This window comes from Bradyrhizobium sp. CCBAU 53340, assembly GCF_015291645.1.
In the GTDB taxonomy this organism is placed as follows: domain Bacteria; phylum Pseudomonadota; class Alphaproteobacteria; order Rhizobiales; family Xanthobacteraceae; genus Bradyrhizobium.
Window position 1 is genome coordinate 4,124,039 of sequence record NZ_CP030055.1, and the last position, 15,454, is coordinate 4,139,492.

A 15,454-nucleotide genomic window follows, 5' to 3' on the forward strand; every position below is an offset into this window, starting at 1 on the left:
ACCCCTCGATATCAACCCTTTGTCGCACCGGCGGTCAGGCCGGCAATGTAATAGTCCATCAGGAAGGCGTAGATGATCAGCGGCGGTGCGGCGCCGAGCAGCGCGCCCGTCATGATCTGCCCCCAGTTGAACACGTCGCCCTTGATCAGCGTGGTGATGATGCCGACCGGCAGCACCAGCTGGTCCACCGACGTCGTGAACACCAGGGGGTAGAGGAACTGGGCCCAGGACACCGTGAAGGCGAAGATCGTCGCCGCGATCAGTCCCGGGAGCGCCACCGGAATGAAGATCCGCAGCAGGGTCTGGAGCCAGGATGCGCCGTCGATGATCGCGGCCTCGTCGAGCTCCTTCGGGATCGAGGCAAAATAACCGATCATGATCCAGGTGCAGAACGGCACGGTGAGCGTCGGATAGACCAACACCAGCACATACCAGCGGTTCAGCAACGTGATGCCGATGAGATCCTGGATCACCGCCAGCATCTTGAACAGCGGAATGAACAGCAGGCTGTCCGGAATGAGGTAGGTGAGGAAGACGCCGGTCGCGAGCGTCGCCGAGCCCCAGAACTTCATCCGTGCCAGCGCGAACGCCGCGGGGATGCTGATCAGCATCGTCACGATCACCACCACGATCGAGATGATCGACGAGTTCCAGAAGAACCGCAAAAACTGGTTCGAGGTCAGCAGCTCGACGTAGTTCGAGAGCGTTGGGTGAAACACCCACCACGGATTGGTCGCCGCCGAAATCTCCGCGCTGCCCTTGAGCGAAGTGATCAACATGTAGACCGGCGGCGTCAGGAAGAAGATCGCAAACAGCACCAGGAAGAAATAGGACCAGCGCAGCGCCCAGGCGCGGTCCCGACTCATGCTGCCGAGCTTGACCTTGCGCGACGGTCCGGCTTTGTCAATTGCGAGTGTGCTCATCAGGCTTCGTTCCCGCGTTTGGAGACGTCGCGCAGGATGAAGATCGCTGCGACGGCGAGGATCGGTACCATGAACAGCGAGACGCAGGCGCCGAGGGGGATGTCATTGCTCTGGATGCCGACCTGGAACGCCCAGGTCGCGAACAGTTGCGTCGTATCCAGCGGCCCGCCCGCGGTCAGGATGCGCACGATGTCGAAATTGGCGAAGGTCACGATCAGGGAGAACAGCGTGGTGATCGCGATGATGTTGCGCATCATCGGAAGCGTGACGTACCAAATCTTCTGCCACCAATTGGCGCCGTCGATCGCGGCTGCCTCGTAGAGCTGGTCTGGCACGGATTTCAGCGCGGCGAGATACATGATCAAGAAGAACGGCGCGCCGTACCAGACGTTGACGAGGATGACGGAGAAGCGTGCCCAGAAGGTCTCACCGAGCCACGGGACCGGGCCGACGCCGAAGAAGGACAGCGTGTAGTTGAAGGCGCTGTAGGACGGGTCGAACAGCCACAGCCAGGCCAGCGTGCTCATCGCCGGCGGAATCACCCAGGGCACCAGCAGCATGCCACGCCATTTGCGCTGCTTCTTGCCGGGGATGTTGTGGACGAAATGCGCGACGATGAAACCGATCAGCGCCTTGAAGATCACGGCGGTGACCGCGAAGATGCAGGACTGCTTCACCACCATCCAGAACGTCTCGCGCTTGAACAGGAAGGTGAAGTTGCCGAGGCCGACGAACTTCTGCATCGACTTGTTGAGAGTCGCCAGGTGCACCGAATAGACGGCAGGATAGAGCACCAGGAGGACAATCACGAGGATCAGGGGGAGCGTCAGGAAGAACGCCACCGTCGATTTTCGTCCTAGCGTATTGCGCAGGCTCGCGCCCTTGCGTCGGCTGGTGCGGTCGACGCGACCTTGTTCTACGACGATATCGGCCATGAGGCAGCGTCCTTGCTGGATGTCCATCGACAAAGCCGACCGCATTGGTCGGCTTCTCGTGCGGGCGGATCGGAGCCGTGGGCGGCTCACGCGCGAATGGCGTGAACCGCCCTGGCACACCCCGGCGTCAACTCCGCATGAAGCCTTCGCACTCGCTCTCGGCCCAGGCGAGCGTATCTTCCATCTTCTCGCCTTGAGCGTAGCGGAGCACCATCTTGGTCAGCGTCGCCTGATTATAGATCTGCTCCGCGATCTTTGGCGGCGCCGGCGCGGCCGCAATCGACAATGTCTGATGATTGTAGGGGTTCGGATAGTGATAGAGAGTGCCCTTCGGGGGCGCTTCTTCGGCCCAGGTCTTCAGTGTTGTCATATTTGCATATGCCGGCAGATCGTAGCCGCCGCTTGCCTGAACGAACTTTTCAATTGAGGATGGTTGTGACAGGTGGCTCAGCAGGCTCTTGGCTGCTTCCTTGTTCTTGGAGAATTTCCAGATGCTCCAGAAGAACGGTTGGAACGGCGCAAATCGGCCCTTCGGGCCAGAGGGCATGCCATGCGTCCAGCATTGCTCCGCAACTTGAGGAGCATCGCGCTTGGCAACCGCCCAGGCGCTCGGGGGATTCATGATCAGCGCGCCGCGCCCAGAGATCAGCCACTTGTTGTTCGAGGCGTCGTCCCATGACGGCGCGTCCGCGGGCAGGAACGCGATCAGCTTCTTGTAGTATTCGAGCGCCTGGCGAACTGCGTCCGTCTTCACGGTGATGTCGCCCTTGGCGTTGACGAGTTCGGCGCCGAACGACTGGAAGATCGCACCTGCGGTGTCGATACTGTCCGGAGTTTGGCCGAGGCCGATGCCGAAGGGGAAGCCGCCCTTTTGGCAGGCTTCAGCGGCCTTGAGGAACGTATCCATCGTCCAGTTGTCGGCCTTGGGCGGTGAACCGGCCGGATACATTTCCTGGACATCGATATTCGCGTATTTCTTCATAAGATCGATACGCGAGCAGGGACCTTTGATCTGACTACCAGCGGTCCCAGGCACGGCGAGCCATTTGCCGCCGGACTGACCAAGATACTTGACCGTGCCGTTCACCTCGCCGTTCTGCTTGATGACCGGCTCCATGACGTCGTTGACCGGTTCAAGCAGATCGTCATAGGCGTGCGGCTGCCAGCCGATTTGAGACGACAGGATATCGTGACCGGACTGGGCCTGCGCTTCGGCGGCCATCGTCAGAAGAAGCTTGTTGCCCTGGCTGGTGATATAGTCGATGGAAACCTCGACCTTCTCCTTCGCAGCCCATTCATTGACGAGATCGGTCGAGGCCTTGTTGGCGTCGGGGACCCAGTGATCCCAGAAGCCGATCGAGAGTTTGCCGGCGGCGTAAGCGCCGCGGACATAGGGCGCCGTGATCAGCGCCGCGGAGGACATTGCAGTGGCAGCCACAAATTGACGTCGCGTCAGCCTTTTGCGTGACATCTCGTTTTCCTCGCCTTGGTTTGTCCTATTGTTCTGTCGTTTCCTCTGAATTTTCCAAGTTTGCTTTTTGATTTTGTTGTTGGACGTTTCTTGTTGGCCTCGTCATTCCCAGCGGCAAATCACGCGAGGGACGCGGCAAATTGGTAGCGCGATCAGATCATGATTGGTTGCGTCTGTCGAGAAAACCGAATGCCTCGATCTCTAGAACTAACGTTGTGTATGGGACAGCGATGGCGCACTTGCTCGGCCTGAGCTGGGCAGCTCTTATTGCGACGCACACGCCGAGCGAAGCCACCAAATGATCCGTGCGCAATTACGCCGCAGTTCCGAATGAGCTTGCATTGCCGCTTCGCGCCAAAGGTCTTTCCGGCGGGGACAGCGACGGTCCCTACCTAGACCTCGGCTCGGCGAAAACGGTAGAGTTGCAACCGGCAGGAGGCCTGCCGTTCCCTTAAAAGGCAAGCAGATCAAGATGGAGACCCAAATGATCAACCCGGCGCCGCCTGCGCGGCTTGGCCTGCGACGAGGGCTTGCGCTCGGGTCCGTGCTGATACTGCTCGTCGGCGCGGCCGCGGTTGCGAATGCACAAGGTTTGGTCAAGGGCGTCCAGGACGGGGCGGCGGCCGGTAACAAGGCGGCGGGGCCCGTTGGCGGCGTCCTCGGTGGTGCCATTGGCGGCGTGGTCGGCGTCTTCACCGGCGTGCTCGGCGTCGGGAATAACAACAATAACCAGGCGCCGGCTGCCAAGGACGCGACCAAGGATGCCACCAAGGACGCCAGCAAGGATTCGAAGCAGCCGGGTGCCGGCAAGGACAAGGACGCCAAGAGCGCGAAGGCTGGCAAGGGTACCAAAGCGACCAAGGAAGCCAAGAACGCGCCCCAGGGCAATGACAACGCCAATAAGGACGTCACGGTCCTGACCCAGACCGGCGCGCCACAGCTGACCGCCGACCAGATCGTCGCCAACAGCGATTCCTATATCGAGCGGATCAAGACCGAGCTGAACCTCACGCCCGATCAGGAGAAGCACTGGTTCGGCTTCTCCAGTGCCATGCATTATCTGGGGCACAATGGCGCGGAGCGGCTCAACCTGCGCATTGCGCGGGCCAAGCGCGATCCGCCTGACGACATCATCGAGCAGATGCGCAACGAGGCGCAGTTCCTGATCGACCGCGCCGCCGACCAGCGCAACGTCGCCGATGCCGCCGAACCGTTGTACTCGAGCCTCGACGACAAGCAGAAGGAGCTGTTCATCCAGGAAATGGTTCGCCTCAGCCACGAGCGCGGGCTGGATTGATCAAGTTGGATCGGATCATCCGCGCTGAAATTAACGGCGCCTGCCACGATTTCGTGAATGCTTTCTGCAATTGAGTATGCTTAGCTTCGCAAGGTGGCTGCGAGGTTGAGATGGCGGACGGACTCTCCGTTTTCCTGGTCGAAGACGAGGCGTTGATCCGGATGATGATCGCGGACATGGTGGAGGAGCTCGGCCACCATGTCGTCGCGGAGGCGGACAATGTGCGCGATGCGAGCGCCTTTGCGATGACCGCGCAGTACGATTTCGCCATTCTCGACATCAATCTGATGGGCGTCTACGTCGACCCGGTCGCCGATTTGATCGAGCGCCGCGGCAAGCCGTTCCTGTTCGCCACGGGCTACGGGCCGGAATTGCTGCCGTCCTTGCTCCGGCGCCGACCGATCCTGCGCAAGCCGATCGCGCTCGACCAGCTCAAGATCATGATCGACTCGCTGTTTCCGGATGCGGCCGCGGGCGCCCCGCACTGACACCTATATCGCCAACGACAATGGCCGCCCGAAAGGGGCGGCCATTTGACCAGAGGTCCGTCAGTGTCTCACATCAGGCCGGCGCCGAGGTCGATGCCGTGCGCCATCAGGCTCAGCGAGGCGAGAAGGCCTGCGCAGCAGAAGACGACAATGGTCTTGAAAGAATAGTCAGCCGACCGGGCCTCGACGGCAGTCGGCATTTCGGCGAGCGAAATCATGCTCATGTTCATTCCCCCCTGTGTTGATCCTGAATTGCATCAGGTGAGGGAACTCCTAGAGCAAAAAGTTTGATACAGGATTGCCAGGGATCCTTAACGGAATCGCAATCGACCGCTCTGCTGCCGGCTGGCGCCTCGAGGACTTCCAGATCTTGCAAGTGTTAGTTGCGGCCGGCCTTCAGCACCGTCGCAATGGTGTGGGCCGTCATGGCGGCGCGGTCCGAGGCGCGCTGGGCGGCCAGCCGGTCGCGGGCCTTCTCCTCGATCAACAGCTCGATCAGCGCCATGCGCTTATCGTCATCGTCCGCCTCGGTCAGCAATCGATGATAGCGATGATAGTCGAAGCCCACGTCCTGCTTACGCATGTCACGCCCCCGCACCTACGCCACGCATGCTCCGATTGTTTCTCAAAGGAAACCGGCGGGCAAGCGCGATTCTAGGTGGAACCGCGCATTGGCCGCAATCAGTTGGGAAAACGGTCGACGTAACGGGGCGACTTAATCCGCGATGTGGTCGGCAAACATCTTCAGGCCGACGAAGCTCGCGTCGCGCTTCATGACGAGGCGCGTCGGGATGTTGCGCAAATAGTCCTGGAAGCGCCCCTTGGCTTCGAAACGCGCGCGGAACGCTGAAGCCGAAAGGAATTCCGGAAAGCGCGGCGCGATCCCGCCGGCAATGTAGACACCGCCTCGGGCGCCGAAGGTCACCGCGAGATTGCCGGCGACCGAGCCAAGGATGGCGCAAAACATCTCCAGCGTCGCGCGGCTGAGCTCGCAGGTCCCGTCCAGCGCCGCCTTGGTGATACCGGCCGCATCGCGCTGCGGCACCTGGGCTTCATCGACCTCGGCCAGCGCCTCATAGAGGGATTGCAGCCCGGAGCCGGAGAGGGCGCCGCGCTCGATGGAAACATGGCCGAAGCGCCGGCGCATCGAGGCGATCACCCGTTCCTCGCGCTCGTTCTCTGCCGGCAGGGTGGCGTGACCTGCCTCCGTGACCACGGCGAGCCGGGCGCCGTGGCGTTCGATCAGGCAGGAGACGCCAAAACCGGTCCCGGGGCCGACGACCAGCAGCGGTTCTCCGGACATGCCATCCTGTCCGCCGAGCGGAATCAGGTCGGCCGGCTGCAAGGCGGGCAAGGACCAAGCCACCACCTCGAAATCATTGAGCACATGGACGCTGTCGAAGCCGAGCGCCGGCTGAAGCTCGTTGCCGTCGATGACCCAAGGACTGTTGGTCATGACGCAGCGGTTGTTGGTGACGGGACCCGCGACGGCCAGAATGGCCCTGACCGGCTTCTCGCTATCGGCGCGCCGGAGCACGTCGGCGATGGCTTCGCGGACTGTCGGGTGGTCGGCGACCTTCACATAGTCGATCGTTCCGATCTGCTCGCCATTGCTGAGAGCGAAGCGCGCATTGGTGCCGCCGATATCGGCGAGAAGAATATTTCCTGTCTTGCCGACACTCATGACCATTCGGCTGCCGTGACCTTGCAGGCCGCGGGAACCTTCTCCTCCGCTCCTTCACCCCGAGCCATATGCCACGGATATCGGAGAATCCGCTCTCGGATGTGGCTAGTCAACACGAAGGAGGCCAAAGCGTTGCATCCGGGGTGATCGGCGGGCCTTGGCGCGACATTGTCGCTGGAGGCCGGTGGTTGCGAAGCCGCGCGGGAAGGTCGAGACTGTAGAGATCGGCCGGCGCCATCTGGGCCGGACGGACGACATGGGTCCTCTCGATGAAAATATCCGACCGCGACGTGCTGCTGGTGATCGACGTGCAAAACGATTTCTGCACGGGCGGGGCGCTCGCCGTTCCCGGCGGCGAGAAGGTCGTCCCAGCCATCAACCGGATCGCCCAAAAATTCGCCAATGTGGTGCTGACGCAGGACTGGCATCCGGGCGACCACGTCTCCTTCGCGTCGAACCATGCGGGCCGTCAGCCGTTCCAGACCGTCGAGCTCGACTATGGCACCCAGGTGCTTTGGCCCACGCATTGCGTCCAGGGCACGGCCGGCGCCGAATTCCATCGCGATCTGGACCTCACGCGCGCCAGCCTGGTGGTGCGCAAGGGCTTTCGCCGTGGGATCGATTCCTACTCGGCGCTGTTCGAGAACGACAAGAGGACGCCGACCGGCCTGCTCGGCTATTTGCGGGAACGCACGCTGGAGAATGTTTTCGTTGCCGGCCTGGCACTCGATTTTTGCGTCCGCTTTTCCGCGGAGGATGCGCGCAAGGCGGGGTTCGAGGTCGCCGTGATCGAAGACGCCTGCCGCGGCATTGACCTCGACGGTTCGGTCGCCGCGACCCATCAGAGTTTTCGCCAGCTCGGCATTTCCGTCGTCAGCCTGGAGGCATTCCTGTGAGGACCACACGATAATGGCGGAGGAGAACAGCGGACAACAGCCTGGCGGATCGGAACGCGGTCCGGACGAGCCCATGCTGTGGCCGTTTGCAGCGGCAAGGCTCGCCATGGATGCCTGCTTCTGGTGGCTGGAACGCGGCCCCGTGGAGCGGGGCGAGAGCGAACTCGATTGGACGACGCCCGGCGCCCTGGCGCTGGAGCTGGCGACCATGCGCCTGCGCGATTTTTCGCGAACGCAATCGGGCCAGCCGGCGCTGATTTGCGCGCCCTATGCGCTGCATCGCGCCCTGATCGCCGATTTCGCGCCTGGCCACAGCGTGGTGCAGTCGCTGCAACATGGCGGCGTCGATCGGGTCTATCTCACCGACTGGCGCTCGGCCTCGCCCGAGATGCGCTATCTCTCGATCGACAGCTATCTCAGTGATCTCAACATAGCTGTCGAGGAGATTGGCGCGCCGGTCGATCTGGTCGGCCTGTGCCAGGGCGGCTGGCTCTCGCTGCTCTATGCGGCGCGCTTTCCGGCCAAGGTGCGGCGGCTCGTCCTGGTCGGGGCGCCGGTTGATCTGTCGGTCGATTCCCGCCTGTCGCAACTCGCCCGCAGCGCGCCCGAGATGGTCTACGACCAGCTCGTTGCGCGCGGCGGCGGCAATGTCAGCGGCAAGGAGATGTTGCACGTCTGGTCCAAGACGCCAAGCCGCGACGACATCGCGACGGCGTTGCAGAGGGACCTTTCGGACGAGGAGGGGGCGGCCCTGCTCGCGCGCTTCGACCATTGGAACAGCGAAACGCTCAACCTGCCGGGCACCTACTATCTCCAGATCGTCAACTGGATCTTTCGAGAGAACCGCATCGCAACTGGCAATTTCACGGCACTCGGCCGCGCCATCGACCTGAAGGACATCAAGGCGCCGGTCTTTCTGCTGGCCGGCCTCGACGACGGCGTCGTGCCGGCCGTGCAGGCGCTCGCAACCGCCGGCCTCATCGGCACGCCGCCGGCTTTCGTTGCCGCGGCGTCAGAGCCGAGCAACCATCTCGGCCTGTTCATGGGCGCGCGGACTCACGCCCATGCCTGGCCCCGGATTGCCGAATGGCTCCGGGATGATCTCACCAGCGTGCTGGCACGAAGCGCCTGACGCTGCCGAAGAGGCCCGGCGAAGCTGCAAATCCGTTATGCATGGTGGCGGATGGCCTGCACGGGGCCATGGCGATCGGCTACATAGAGTCCGGAGCCGGACGCGGCTGGTCCGACAAGATTTAAGGGTCTTTTGCGCGATGAACTTCCACTCGATCTACGCCCATGGGTTTGCGCGCATGGCGGCCTGCGTCACCACCTCTCATGTGGCCGATCCCACGGCCAATGCGAAGGCCATCCTGGCGGCCGCGAGCGCCTGCCATGACCAGTCGGTGGCAGTTGCCGTGTTTCCGGAGCTCTGCCTGTCGGGCTACGCGATCGAAGATCTGGTGATGCAGGATCCGCTGCTCGACGCGGTCGAGCGCGGCCTTGTCACGATCGTCGAAGTCTCCTCCGCGCTCATGACCGTCCTGCTCGTCGGTGCACCGCTACGCTTTGGCAATCGCATCTATAACTGTGCCGTCGTCATTCACCGCGGCCATATTCTGGGCGTCGTGCCCAAGATCTATCTGCCGACCTATCGCGAATTCTACGAGGGACGCCATTTCGCATCCGGTGCCGGCATCTTGGGCGAAACGATCGGCTTCGGCGGTCTGCGTGCACCGTTCGGCGTCGATCTGCTGTTTGCGGCCGAGGACGTTCCGGGCCTGACCATCGGGGTCGAGATCTGCGAGGACATGTGGATCCCGGTGACGCCGGCCTCGGAGCTCGCCCTTGCCGGCGCCACCGTGCTGATCAATCTCTCCGGCAGCCCGATCACGATCGGCCGGGCGCGGTCGCGTGCGCTACTGTGCCAGTCGACCTCGGCGCGCTGCCTTGCGGCCTATGTCTACTCCGCCGCAGGCGCTGGGGAATCCACCACCGATCTCGCCTGGGACGGCCAGACATCGATCTACGAGAACGGCGTGCTGCTCGCGGAGGGCGAGCGGTTTCGCCAGGGCGGTCAAGTCACCTACGCCGACGTCGATCTCGACCTGCTCAGGCAGGAGCGCGCGATGATGGGCACGTTCGACGACAACAGCCGGCAGCGCGAGGCGTTGTTCCGCAAAGTGACATTCGCCCTGAAGCCGCCGGTCGCCGACATCGGCTTCCTGCGCAAGGTGGAACGCTTTCCATTCGTGCCAAGCGACGAAAGCCTGCTCGAGCAGGATTGCTACGAGGCCTACAACATCCAGGTCGCAGGCCTCGTGCAGCGCATGCGCGCCACCGGTACCAAGCGTGTCGTGATCGGCGTCTCAGGCGGTCTCGACTCCACCCATGCGCTGATCGTCGCCGCCAAGGCGGTCGACCTGCTCGGCCTGCCGCGGGAGAATATTCTGGCTTACACCATGCCGGGCTTTGCCACCGGCAGCGAGAGCAAGACCAATGCGCTGGCGCTGATGAAGGCGCTCAACACGACCTCGCAGGAACTCGACATCCGCACCACCGCCACGCAGATGCTGAAGGACATCGGCCATCCCTTCGGCAAGGGCGAGAAGGTCTACGATGTCACCTTCGAGAACGTGCAGGCGGGCCTGCGCACCGACTATCTGTTCCGGCTCGCCAACCATCACGGCGGCATCGTCATCGGCACCGGCGATCTGTCGGAGCTCGCGCTCGGCTGGTGCACTTACGGCGTCGGCGACCAGATGGCGCACTATAATGTCAATGCCGGCGTGCCGAAGACGCTGATCCAGCATCTGATCCGCTGGGTGATTGCCTCCAAGCAGTTCAGCGGCGATGTGAACGGGACTCTTGGTTCGATCCTGGTGGCCGAAATCTCGCCGGAGCTGGTTCCGGTCAAGCCGGGCGAGAAGCCGCAGAGCACCGAAGCCTCGGTCGGACCCTACGAGCTGCAGGATTTCAACCTGTTCTACACGCTGCGCTTCGGCCTGCGGCCCTCCAAGATCGCCTTCATGGCGTTGCACGCCTGGAAGGATGTCGGGAAGGGCGAATGGCCGCCGGCATTCCCGAGCGACAAGCGCAGGGCCTACGATCTTCCCGAGATCCGCCGCTGGCTCGAAGTGTTCCTGCGCCGCTTCTTCGCGTTCAGCCAGTTCAAGCGCTCGGCGATGCCGAACGGACCGAAAGTCTCGGCTGGCGGCTCGCTGTCGCCGCGCGGCGACTGGCGTGCACCGTCGGATTCCAGTGCGGCGGCCTGGCTCGAGGATCTCGAGCGGAATGTGCCGGGCTGATCGATGTCGGCGATCGCGATTGTCGGGAGATGATTTGATGTCCGGCGAGGCCAGGTCGGAAGCGGGCGAAGAGGTCAGGGTCGTCAACGGCCTCTATATTTTCGACATCGAAATGCGTGATGGCAAGCGCGGGCAGGCAAGGGGCGTGGTCGTGCTTTGCGACGGGCGCATCATGGGTGGCGACAGCTATTTCTACTACACCGGCAGCTACACCTTCCGGAACGGCAAGTGGCGCGGTGACATGATCGTCAACCAGCATACCGAAGCGGTGGGCAAGACGCTGGCCTTTGGCGGCAGGGAGGTCACTTGCGGCTTCTCGGGTGACTACTCGGCAGGTGGTGCCGAGGTGAACGGCATGGCGCTGGTCGGCAAGACCAGCGTGACCTTCACCGCGCGGCTGACGCTGAAGGATGCGATGTAAGCGCGGTCTTCTCATGGAACGACGTTCCCGCTCAGGAACATTCGCTGCGACAGAACGTTCGCGTCTGTTGTTGCGAATCGTCGAGGAGAGGGACCATGCGTAAGCACTTGATGTTATCGACCGCGGCCATTGGCCTCATGCTCGCGTCCGGGCTCGCCTATGCCCAGGCGCCGGAGCGGAAGGACGAGCCGAAACGGACCGAGGAACCGGCGAAAGGCGCGGCGCCGCAGCACGGCGGTGCGGCTCAGGAGCGTGTCCAGGAGCGCGGCCAAGAGCGCGTTCAAGAGCGCGCGCAGGGCGCCCAGGAGAAACTGCAAGGCGCGGGCCGCGAGGAGAAGGGCGCCGCCAAGCATGAGGCCAACGAGGACAAGCGCCAGCCGAATGCAAAGGAGCAGGCCCAAGAATCCCGCGAGCCATCGAAAGATCGCAACCGGGAGGCCGAGAGCGCCAAATCGGGGCACGACGCCGACAAGAGCCGCGCCGAGACGAAGTCGGACAAGTCTGCGCCGCAGAAATCAACGGCCGAATCCGAGAAATCCAAGAGCGGTCCCGCTGCTCAGCAGAACGAGCGCACGGGAGCGGCGGCCAACCAGGGCGAGCGCAACCAGAGCCAGCCACCGCGCAACGCAGCCGAGCAGCAGCCCGCGCAGCCAGGCAATCGGCCGGCCACCGCAACCGACACCAATCGGACGGCTCCAACCAACAACGCACAGAGCGCGCCGCCCGCGACGGGCACGCAAACCAATCAAGCCAACCAGACCACCCAGACCAACACGCAGGTCAATCAGCAGGCCCGCGTGACCTCGGAGAAGCAGGTGCAAATCTCCGAACGACTGAGCCGCGAGCGCCTGGCGGAGCCGGAGCGCAACCTGAACATTTCGATCCGCGTCGGCGAGACGATTCCTCCGCGCGTGCGTCTCTATCGGCTGCCGTCCGAGATCGTCTCGATCGAGCCGGAATATCGGGACTACGAATATTTCGCGACCGACGATGACGTCGTCATCGTGGAGCCGCGGACGCATCGCATCGTCAGCCAGGTGCCGCGCGATCCGTCGCGAGCGCGTGCGGAGATGAGCGGTGGCGCATCAACGAGCATGGCCGCAAGCGGCGGTGGCAATGTGAATTGCCGGATCATGCGGCGGGATGCCTCGGGCAACGTGGCCGAAGCCGAACCGTCAACGGTGGGCTCGAGCGCGCGCTCGGATTCGCTGAGCGTAACGGTTCAGTTGCCCGGTGGCGGCTCGTCCGCCCCGATTCCGCTCGGTGCCGCCGCTGGCGATATCGTGGTCGCGACGCAAGGGCAGGGCGACTGCACGGTGACTCTCGAGCCGCAAACGCGCTGAGCGCCGGATAAGCAAGGCGCTTTCAAAACGACTTCGCGCCGCGCGGCTCACTAAGCCGGCGGCGCGAAATTGCGTTCGAAGTAGAAAGTTTCGAGGTCCGGAGTGCCTAGGAGTCCGGACCTCGTCACCTTGCCCCAGCCTTCAATCCCCCGCCCCATGTGGTCCCCCAACCCCATAGTGCGCGATCAGAGGGTGATGCCCGTGGAAGTGGCCGCCGATCGATGTCCCGCGATGTACGCGAGTTAAGGTTAGGATTCCATTCCGGATCACTACGGACTGAATCGTGCTTGATCGGCGCGCGAATGCGTGCGTCTGCCCGCGCAACGCGCGCACTGTCTGAGTTCGACGTCGAAGCGCAACAGATGTCCACATCGTCTGTCGTTCGTGGAATCGCTGCGCGAGCAATCCAATATCGACGACCGCTCTCGTGTCCCGGACGCGCGGAGCGCGAGCCGGGATCCAGGTGGCCACAGCATTCGCTGCCACATGGGTCCCGGCTCAGCAGCGCACCGTCGAAGAGACGCTGCGCTGCGTCCGGGACATGTGAGAGACCGCCCGCGCCGGGAGCAGGGGAGGCCTGCGCCGGGCCAATCCAGGCGGTTTCGGGGCAAGTTCCCGTTGCGCGCGCCCAGCCCGTGCGCTATCCGGCCGGAAAGGCCTGCGGCGGCTTCATATTTTCTCGCTCAGGCACCCAACCCGAGGACGGAAACCGCCATGCCAGCCTATCGCTCCCGCACCACCACCCACGGCCGCAACATGGCGGGCGCCCGCGGCCTCTGGCGCGCGACGGGCATGAAGGATGCGGATTTCGGCAAGCCGATCATCGCGGTCGTCAACTCCTTCACCCAGTTCGTGCCCGGCCACGTCCACCTCAAGGACCTCGGCCAGCTGGTGGCCCGCGAGATCGAGCAGGCCGGCGGCGTCGCCAAGGAGTTCAACACCATCGCGGTCGACGACGGCATCGCCATGGGCCATGACGGCATGCTCTACAGCCTGCCGTCGCGAGAGCTGATCGCCGACAGCGTCGAGTACATGGCGAACGCGCATTGCGCCGACGGCCTCGTCTGCATCTCCAACTGCGACAAGATCACGCCCGGCATGCTGATGGCAGCGCTCAGGCTCAACATCCCCGCCGTGTTCGTCTCGGGAGGCCCGATGGAGGCCGGCAAGGTCAAGCTGCAGGGCAAGACCAAGGCCGTCGACCTCATCGACGCCATGGTCGCCGCGGCCGATTCCAAGGTCAGCGACGACGACGTCAAGGTGATCGAGCGCTCGGCGTGTCCGACCTGCGGCTCCTGCTCGGGCATGTTCACTGCCAACTCCATGAACTGCCTGACCGAGGCGCTCGGCCTCGCGTTGCCCGGCAACGGTTCGGTGGTCGCCACCCATGCCGACCGCAAGCGCCTGTTCGTCGAAGCCGGCCACACCATCGTCGATATCGTCCGCCGCTATTACGAGCAGGACGACGCCAGCGTGCTCCCGCGCAACATCGCCAACTTCAAGGCATTCGAGAACGCGATGACGCTCGACATCGCCATGGGCGGCTCGACCAACACCGTGTTGCATCTTTTGGCCGCCGCCCACGAAGGGCAGGTGGAGTTCACCATGCAGGACATCGACCGGCTGTCGCGCCGCGTGCCCGTGCTGTGCAAGGTGGCACCATCGGTGGCCGACGTGCATGTCGAGGACGTGCATCGCGCCGGCGGCATCATGGGCATCCTCGGCGAGCTCGACCGCGCCGGCCTGATCGACACGTCGGTCTCGACCGTGCACGCCCCGACCATGAACGAGGCGCTGGAGCGCTGGGACATCATGCGCTCCAAGAGCGAGGCTGTCCGCACCTTCTATCGCGCTTCGCCGGGCGGCATTCCGACCCAGGTCGCCTTCAGCCAGGAGCGTCGCTACGACGAGCTCGATGCCGATCGCGAGAAGGGCGTGGTGCGCGATCTCGCGCATGCCTTCAGCAAGGACGGCGGCCTTGCCGTGCTCTACGGCAACCTCGCGCAGGACGGCTGCATCGTGAAGACCGCGGGCGTCGATTCTTCGATCCTGAAATTCTCCGGCCCCGCGCGCGTGTTCGAGAGCCAGGACGCGGCCGTCGAAGGCATTCTGGGCGGCAAGGTCGTGGCCGGTGAGGTCGTGGTCATCATCTATGAAGGCCCGCGCGGCGGCCCCGGCATGCAGGAGATGCTGTATCCGACCAGCTATCTGAAATCGATGGGCCTCGGCAAAGCCTGCGCGCTCGTCACCGACGGCCGCTTCTCCGGCGGCTCCTCGGGCCTGTCGATCGGCCACCTGTCGCCGGAAGCCGCCGAAGGCGGCAATATCGGCCTCGTGCGCACCGGCGATGTCATCGCCATCGACATCCCGAACCGCAGCATCACGCTGGAGGTCTCCGACGAGGAGCTCGCCAAGCGCCGCGCCGCGGAAGAGGCGAAGGGCGATGCCGCCTGGCAGGCCGTGGGTCGCAAGCGCAACGTCTCGACCGCGCTGCAGGCCTATGCAGCCCTCACCACCAGCGCCGCGCGCGGTGCCGTGCGCGAGGTGAAGCGGCGCACGAAGTAAGCGAGGCGATGCGGCCGTCGCGCATGGCGCGTGCATAGTCAAAAGTTCTGAACGGCCGGCGAAAGCCGGCTGTTCGCATTAAGGATGCCTCGACGAACTTCGGCAAGGCAAGGTTTTGCGGCGTAT

At 63.7% G+C, this 15,454-nt stretch carries 14 protein-coding genes; 8 read left to right on the top strand and 6 right to left on the bottom strand.

Annotation, left to right across the window (positions count from 1 at the left end; translation table 11 throughout):
- Positions 1-11: 11 nt before the first annotated feature.
- The 3 genes from XH89_RS19605 to XH89_RS19615 all read right to left on the bottom strand — a co-directional run bounded on the left by XH89_RS19605 (position 12) and on the right by XH89_RS19615 (position 3,329).
- Positions 12-923 (bottom strand): carbohydrate ABC transporter permease, encoded by a 912-nt coding sequence (locus tag XH89_RS19605; protein ID WP_194462100.1) that lies wholly within the window; start codon positions 921-923, stop codon positions 12-14.
- Positions 923-1,858 carry a carbohydrate ABC transporter permease gene (locus XH89_RS19610; protein ID WP_194462101.1) on the bottom strand — a complete coding sequence of 312 codons (936 nt, stop codon included), beginning with the start codon at positions 1,856-1,858 and terminating at the stop codon, positions 923-925. The genes XH89_RS19605 and XH89_RS19610 overlap by 1 nt, the downstream gene beginning before the upstream one ends.
- Positions 1,859-1,985: 127 nt before the next feature.
- Positions 1,986-3,329 carry an ABC transporter substrate-binding protein gene (locus tag XH89_RS19615; RefSeq protein ID WP_194462102.1) on the bottom strand — a complete coding sequence of 448 codons (1,344 nt, stop codon included), beginning with the start codon at positions 3,327-3,329 and terminating at the stop codon, positions 1,986-1,988.
- 484 nt (positions 3,330-3,813) lie between these two features.
- Here XH89_RS19615 and XH89_RS19620 point away from each other — a divergent pair, with 484 nt between their 5' ends.
- Both XH89_RS19620 and XH89_RS19625 read left to right on the top strand, forming a co-directional pair.
- A complete protein-coding gene (locus tag XH89_RS19620; protein ID WP_194462103.1) occupies positions 3,814-4,626 on the top strand; it encodes a Spy/CpxP family protein refolding chaperone in 813 nt (270 codons plus the stop codon).
- Between the two features lie 110 nt (positions 4,627-4,736).
- Entirely contained in the window at positions 4,737-5,114 is a 378-nt protein-coding gene (locus XH89_RS19625; RefSeq protein ID WP_194462104.1) for a response regulator, read from the top strand.
- A 68-nt stretch (positions 5,115-5,182) separates the two neighbouring features.
- Here the strand turns inward: XH89_RS19625 and XH89_RS19630 are convergent, their stop codons facing one another.
- From XH89_RS19630 to glk, 3 genes are all read right to left on the bottom strand, one after another.
- Complete coding sequence (locus XH89_RS19630; RefSeq protein ID WP_194462105.1) at positions 5,183-5,338, bottom strand: hypothetical protein; 156 nt, start codon at positions 5,336-5,338, stop codon at positions 5,183-5,185.
- Positions 5,339-5,493: 155 nt separating this feature from the next.
- On the bottom strand, positions 5,494-5,697 hold the full coding sequence (locus XH89_RS19635) for a hypothetical protein (protein WP_194462106.1): 204 nt from the start codon (positions 5,695-5,697) through the stop codon (positions 5,494-5,496).
- A gap of 132 nt (positions 5,698-5,829) precedes the next feature.
- A complete protein-coding gene (gene glk, locus XH89_RS19640) occupies positions 5,830-6,798 on the bottom strand; it encodes a glucokinase (protein ID WP_194462107.1) in 969 nt (322 codons plus the stop codon).
- 269 nt (positions 6,799-7,067) lie between these two features.
- On the opposite strand from glk, the gene pncA reads away from it, so the two are divergent.
- From pncA to ilvD, 6 genes are all read left to right on the top strand, one after another.
- Positions 7,068-7,694 (top strand): bifunctional nicotinamidase/pyrazinamidase, encoded by a 627-nt coding sequence (gene pncA, locus XH89_RS19645; protein ID WP_194462108.1) that lies wholly within the window; start codon positions 7,068-7,070, stop codon positions 7,692-7,694.
- Positions 7,695-7,767: 73 nt separating this feature from the next.
- The gene (locus XH89_RS19650) at positions 7,768-8,826 is read left to right on the top strand and encodes an alpha/beta fold hydrolase (protein ID WP_371825164.1); all 1,059 of its coding nucleotides are present in this window, start codon (positions 7,768-7,770) and stop codon (positions 8,824-8,826) included.
- Positions 8,827-8,965: 139 nt separating this feature from the next.
- Positions 8,966-10,999: an NAD(+) synthase gene (locus tag XH89_RS19655; RefSeq protein WP_194462110.1), complete on the top strand. Its 2,034-nt coding sequence runs from the start codon at positions 8,966-8,968 to the stop codon at positions 10,997-10,999.
- A 37-nt stretch (positions 11,000-11,036) separates the two neighbouring features.
- Complete coding sequence (locus tag XH89_RS19660; protein ID WP_194462111.1) at positions 11,037-11,420, top strand: GrlR family regulatory protein; 384 nt, start codon at positions 11,037-11,039, stop codon at positions 11,418-11,420.
- 95 nt (positions 11,421-11,515) lie between these two features.
- Positions 11,516-12,763, top strand: coding sequence for a DUF1236 domain-containing protein (locus tag XH89_RS19665; RefSeq protein ID WP_194462112.1), 1,248 nt, complete (start codon positions 11,516-11,518; stop codon positions 12,761-12,763).
- 714 nt (positions 12,764-13,477) lie between these two features.
- Positions 13,478-15,328: a dihydroxy-acid dehydratase gene (gene ilvD / locus XH89_RS19670; protein ID WP_194462113.1), complete on the top strand. Its 1,851-nt coding sequence runs from the start codon at positions 13,478-13,480 to the stop codon at positions 15,326-15,328.
- Positions 15,329-15,454 lie beyond the last annotated feature (126 nt).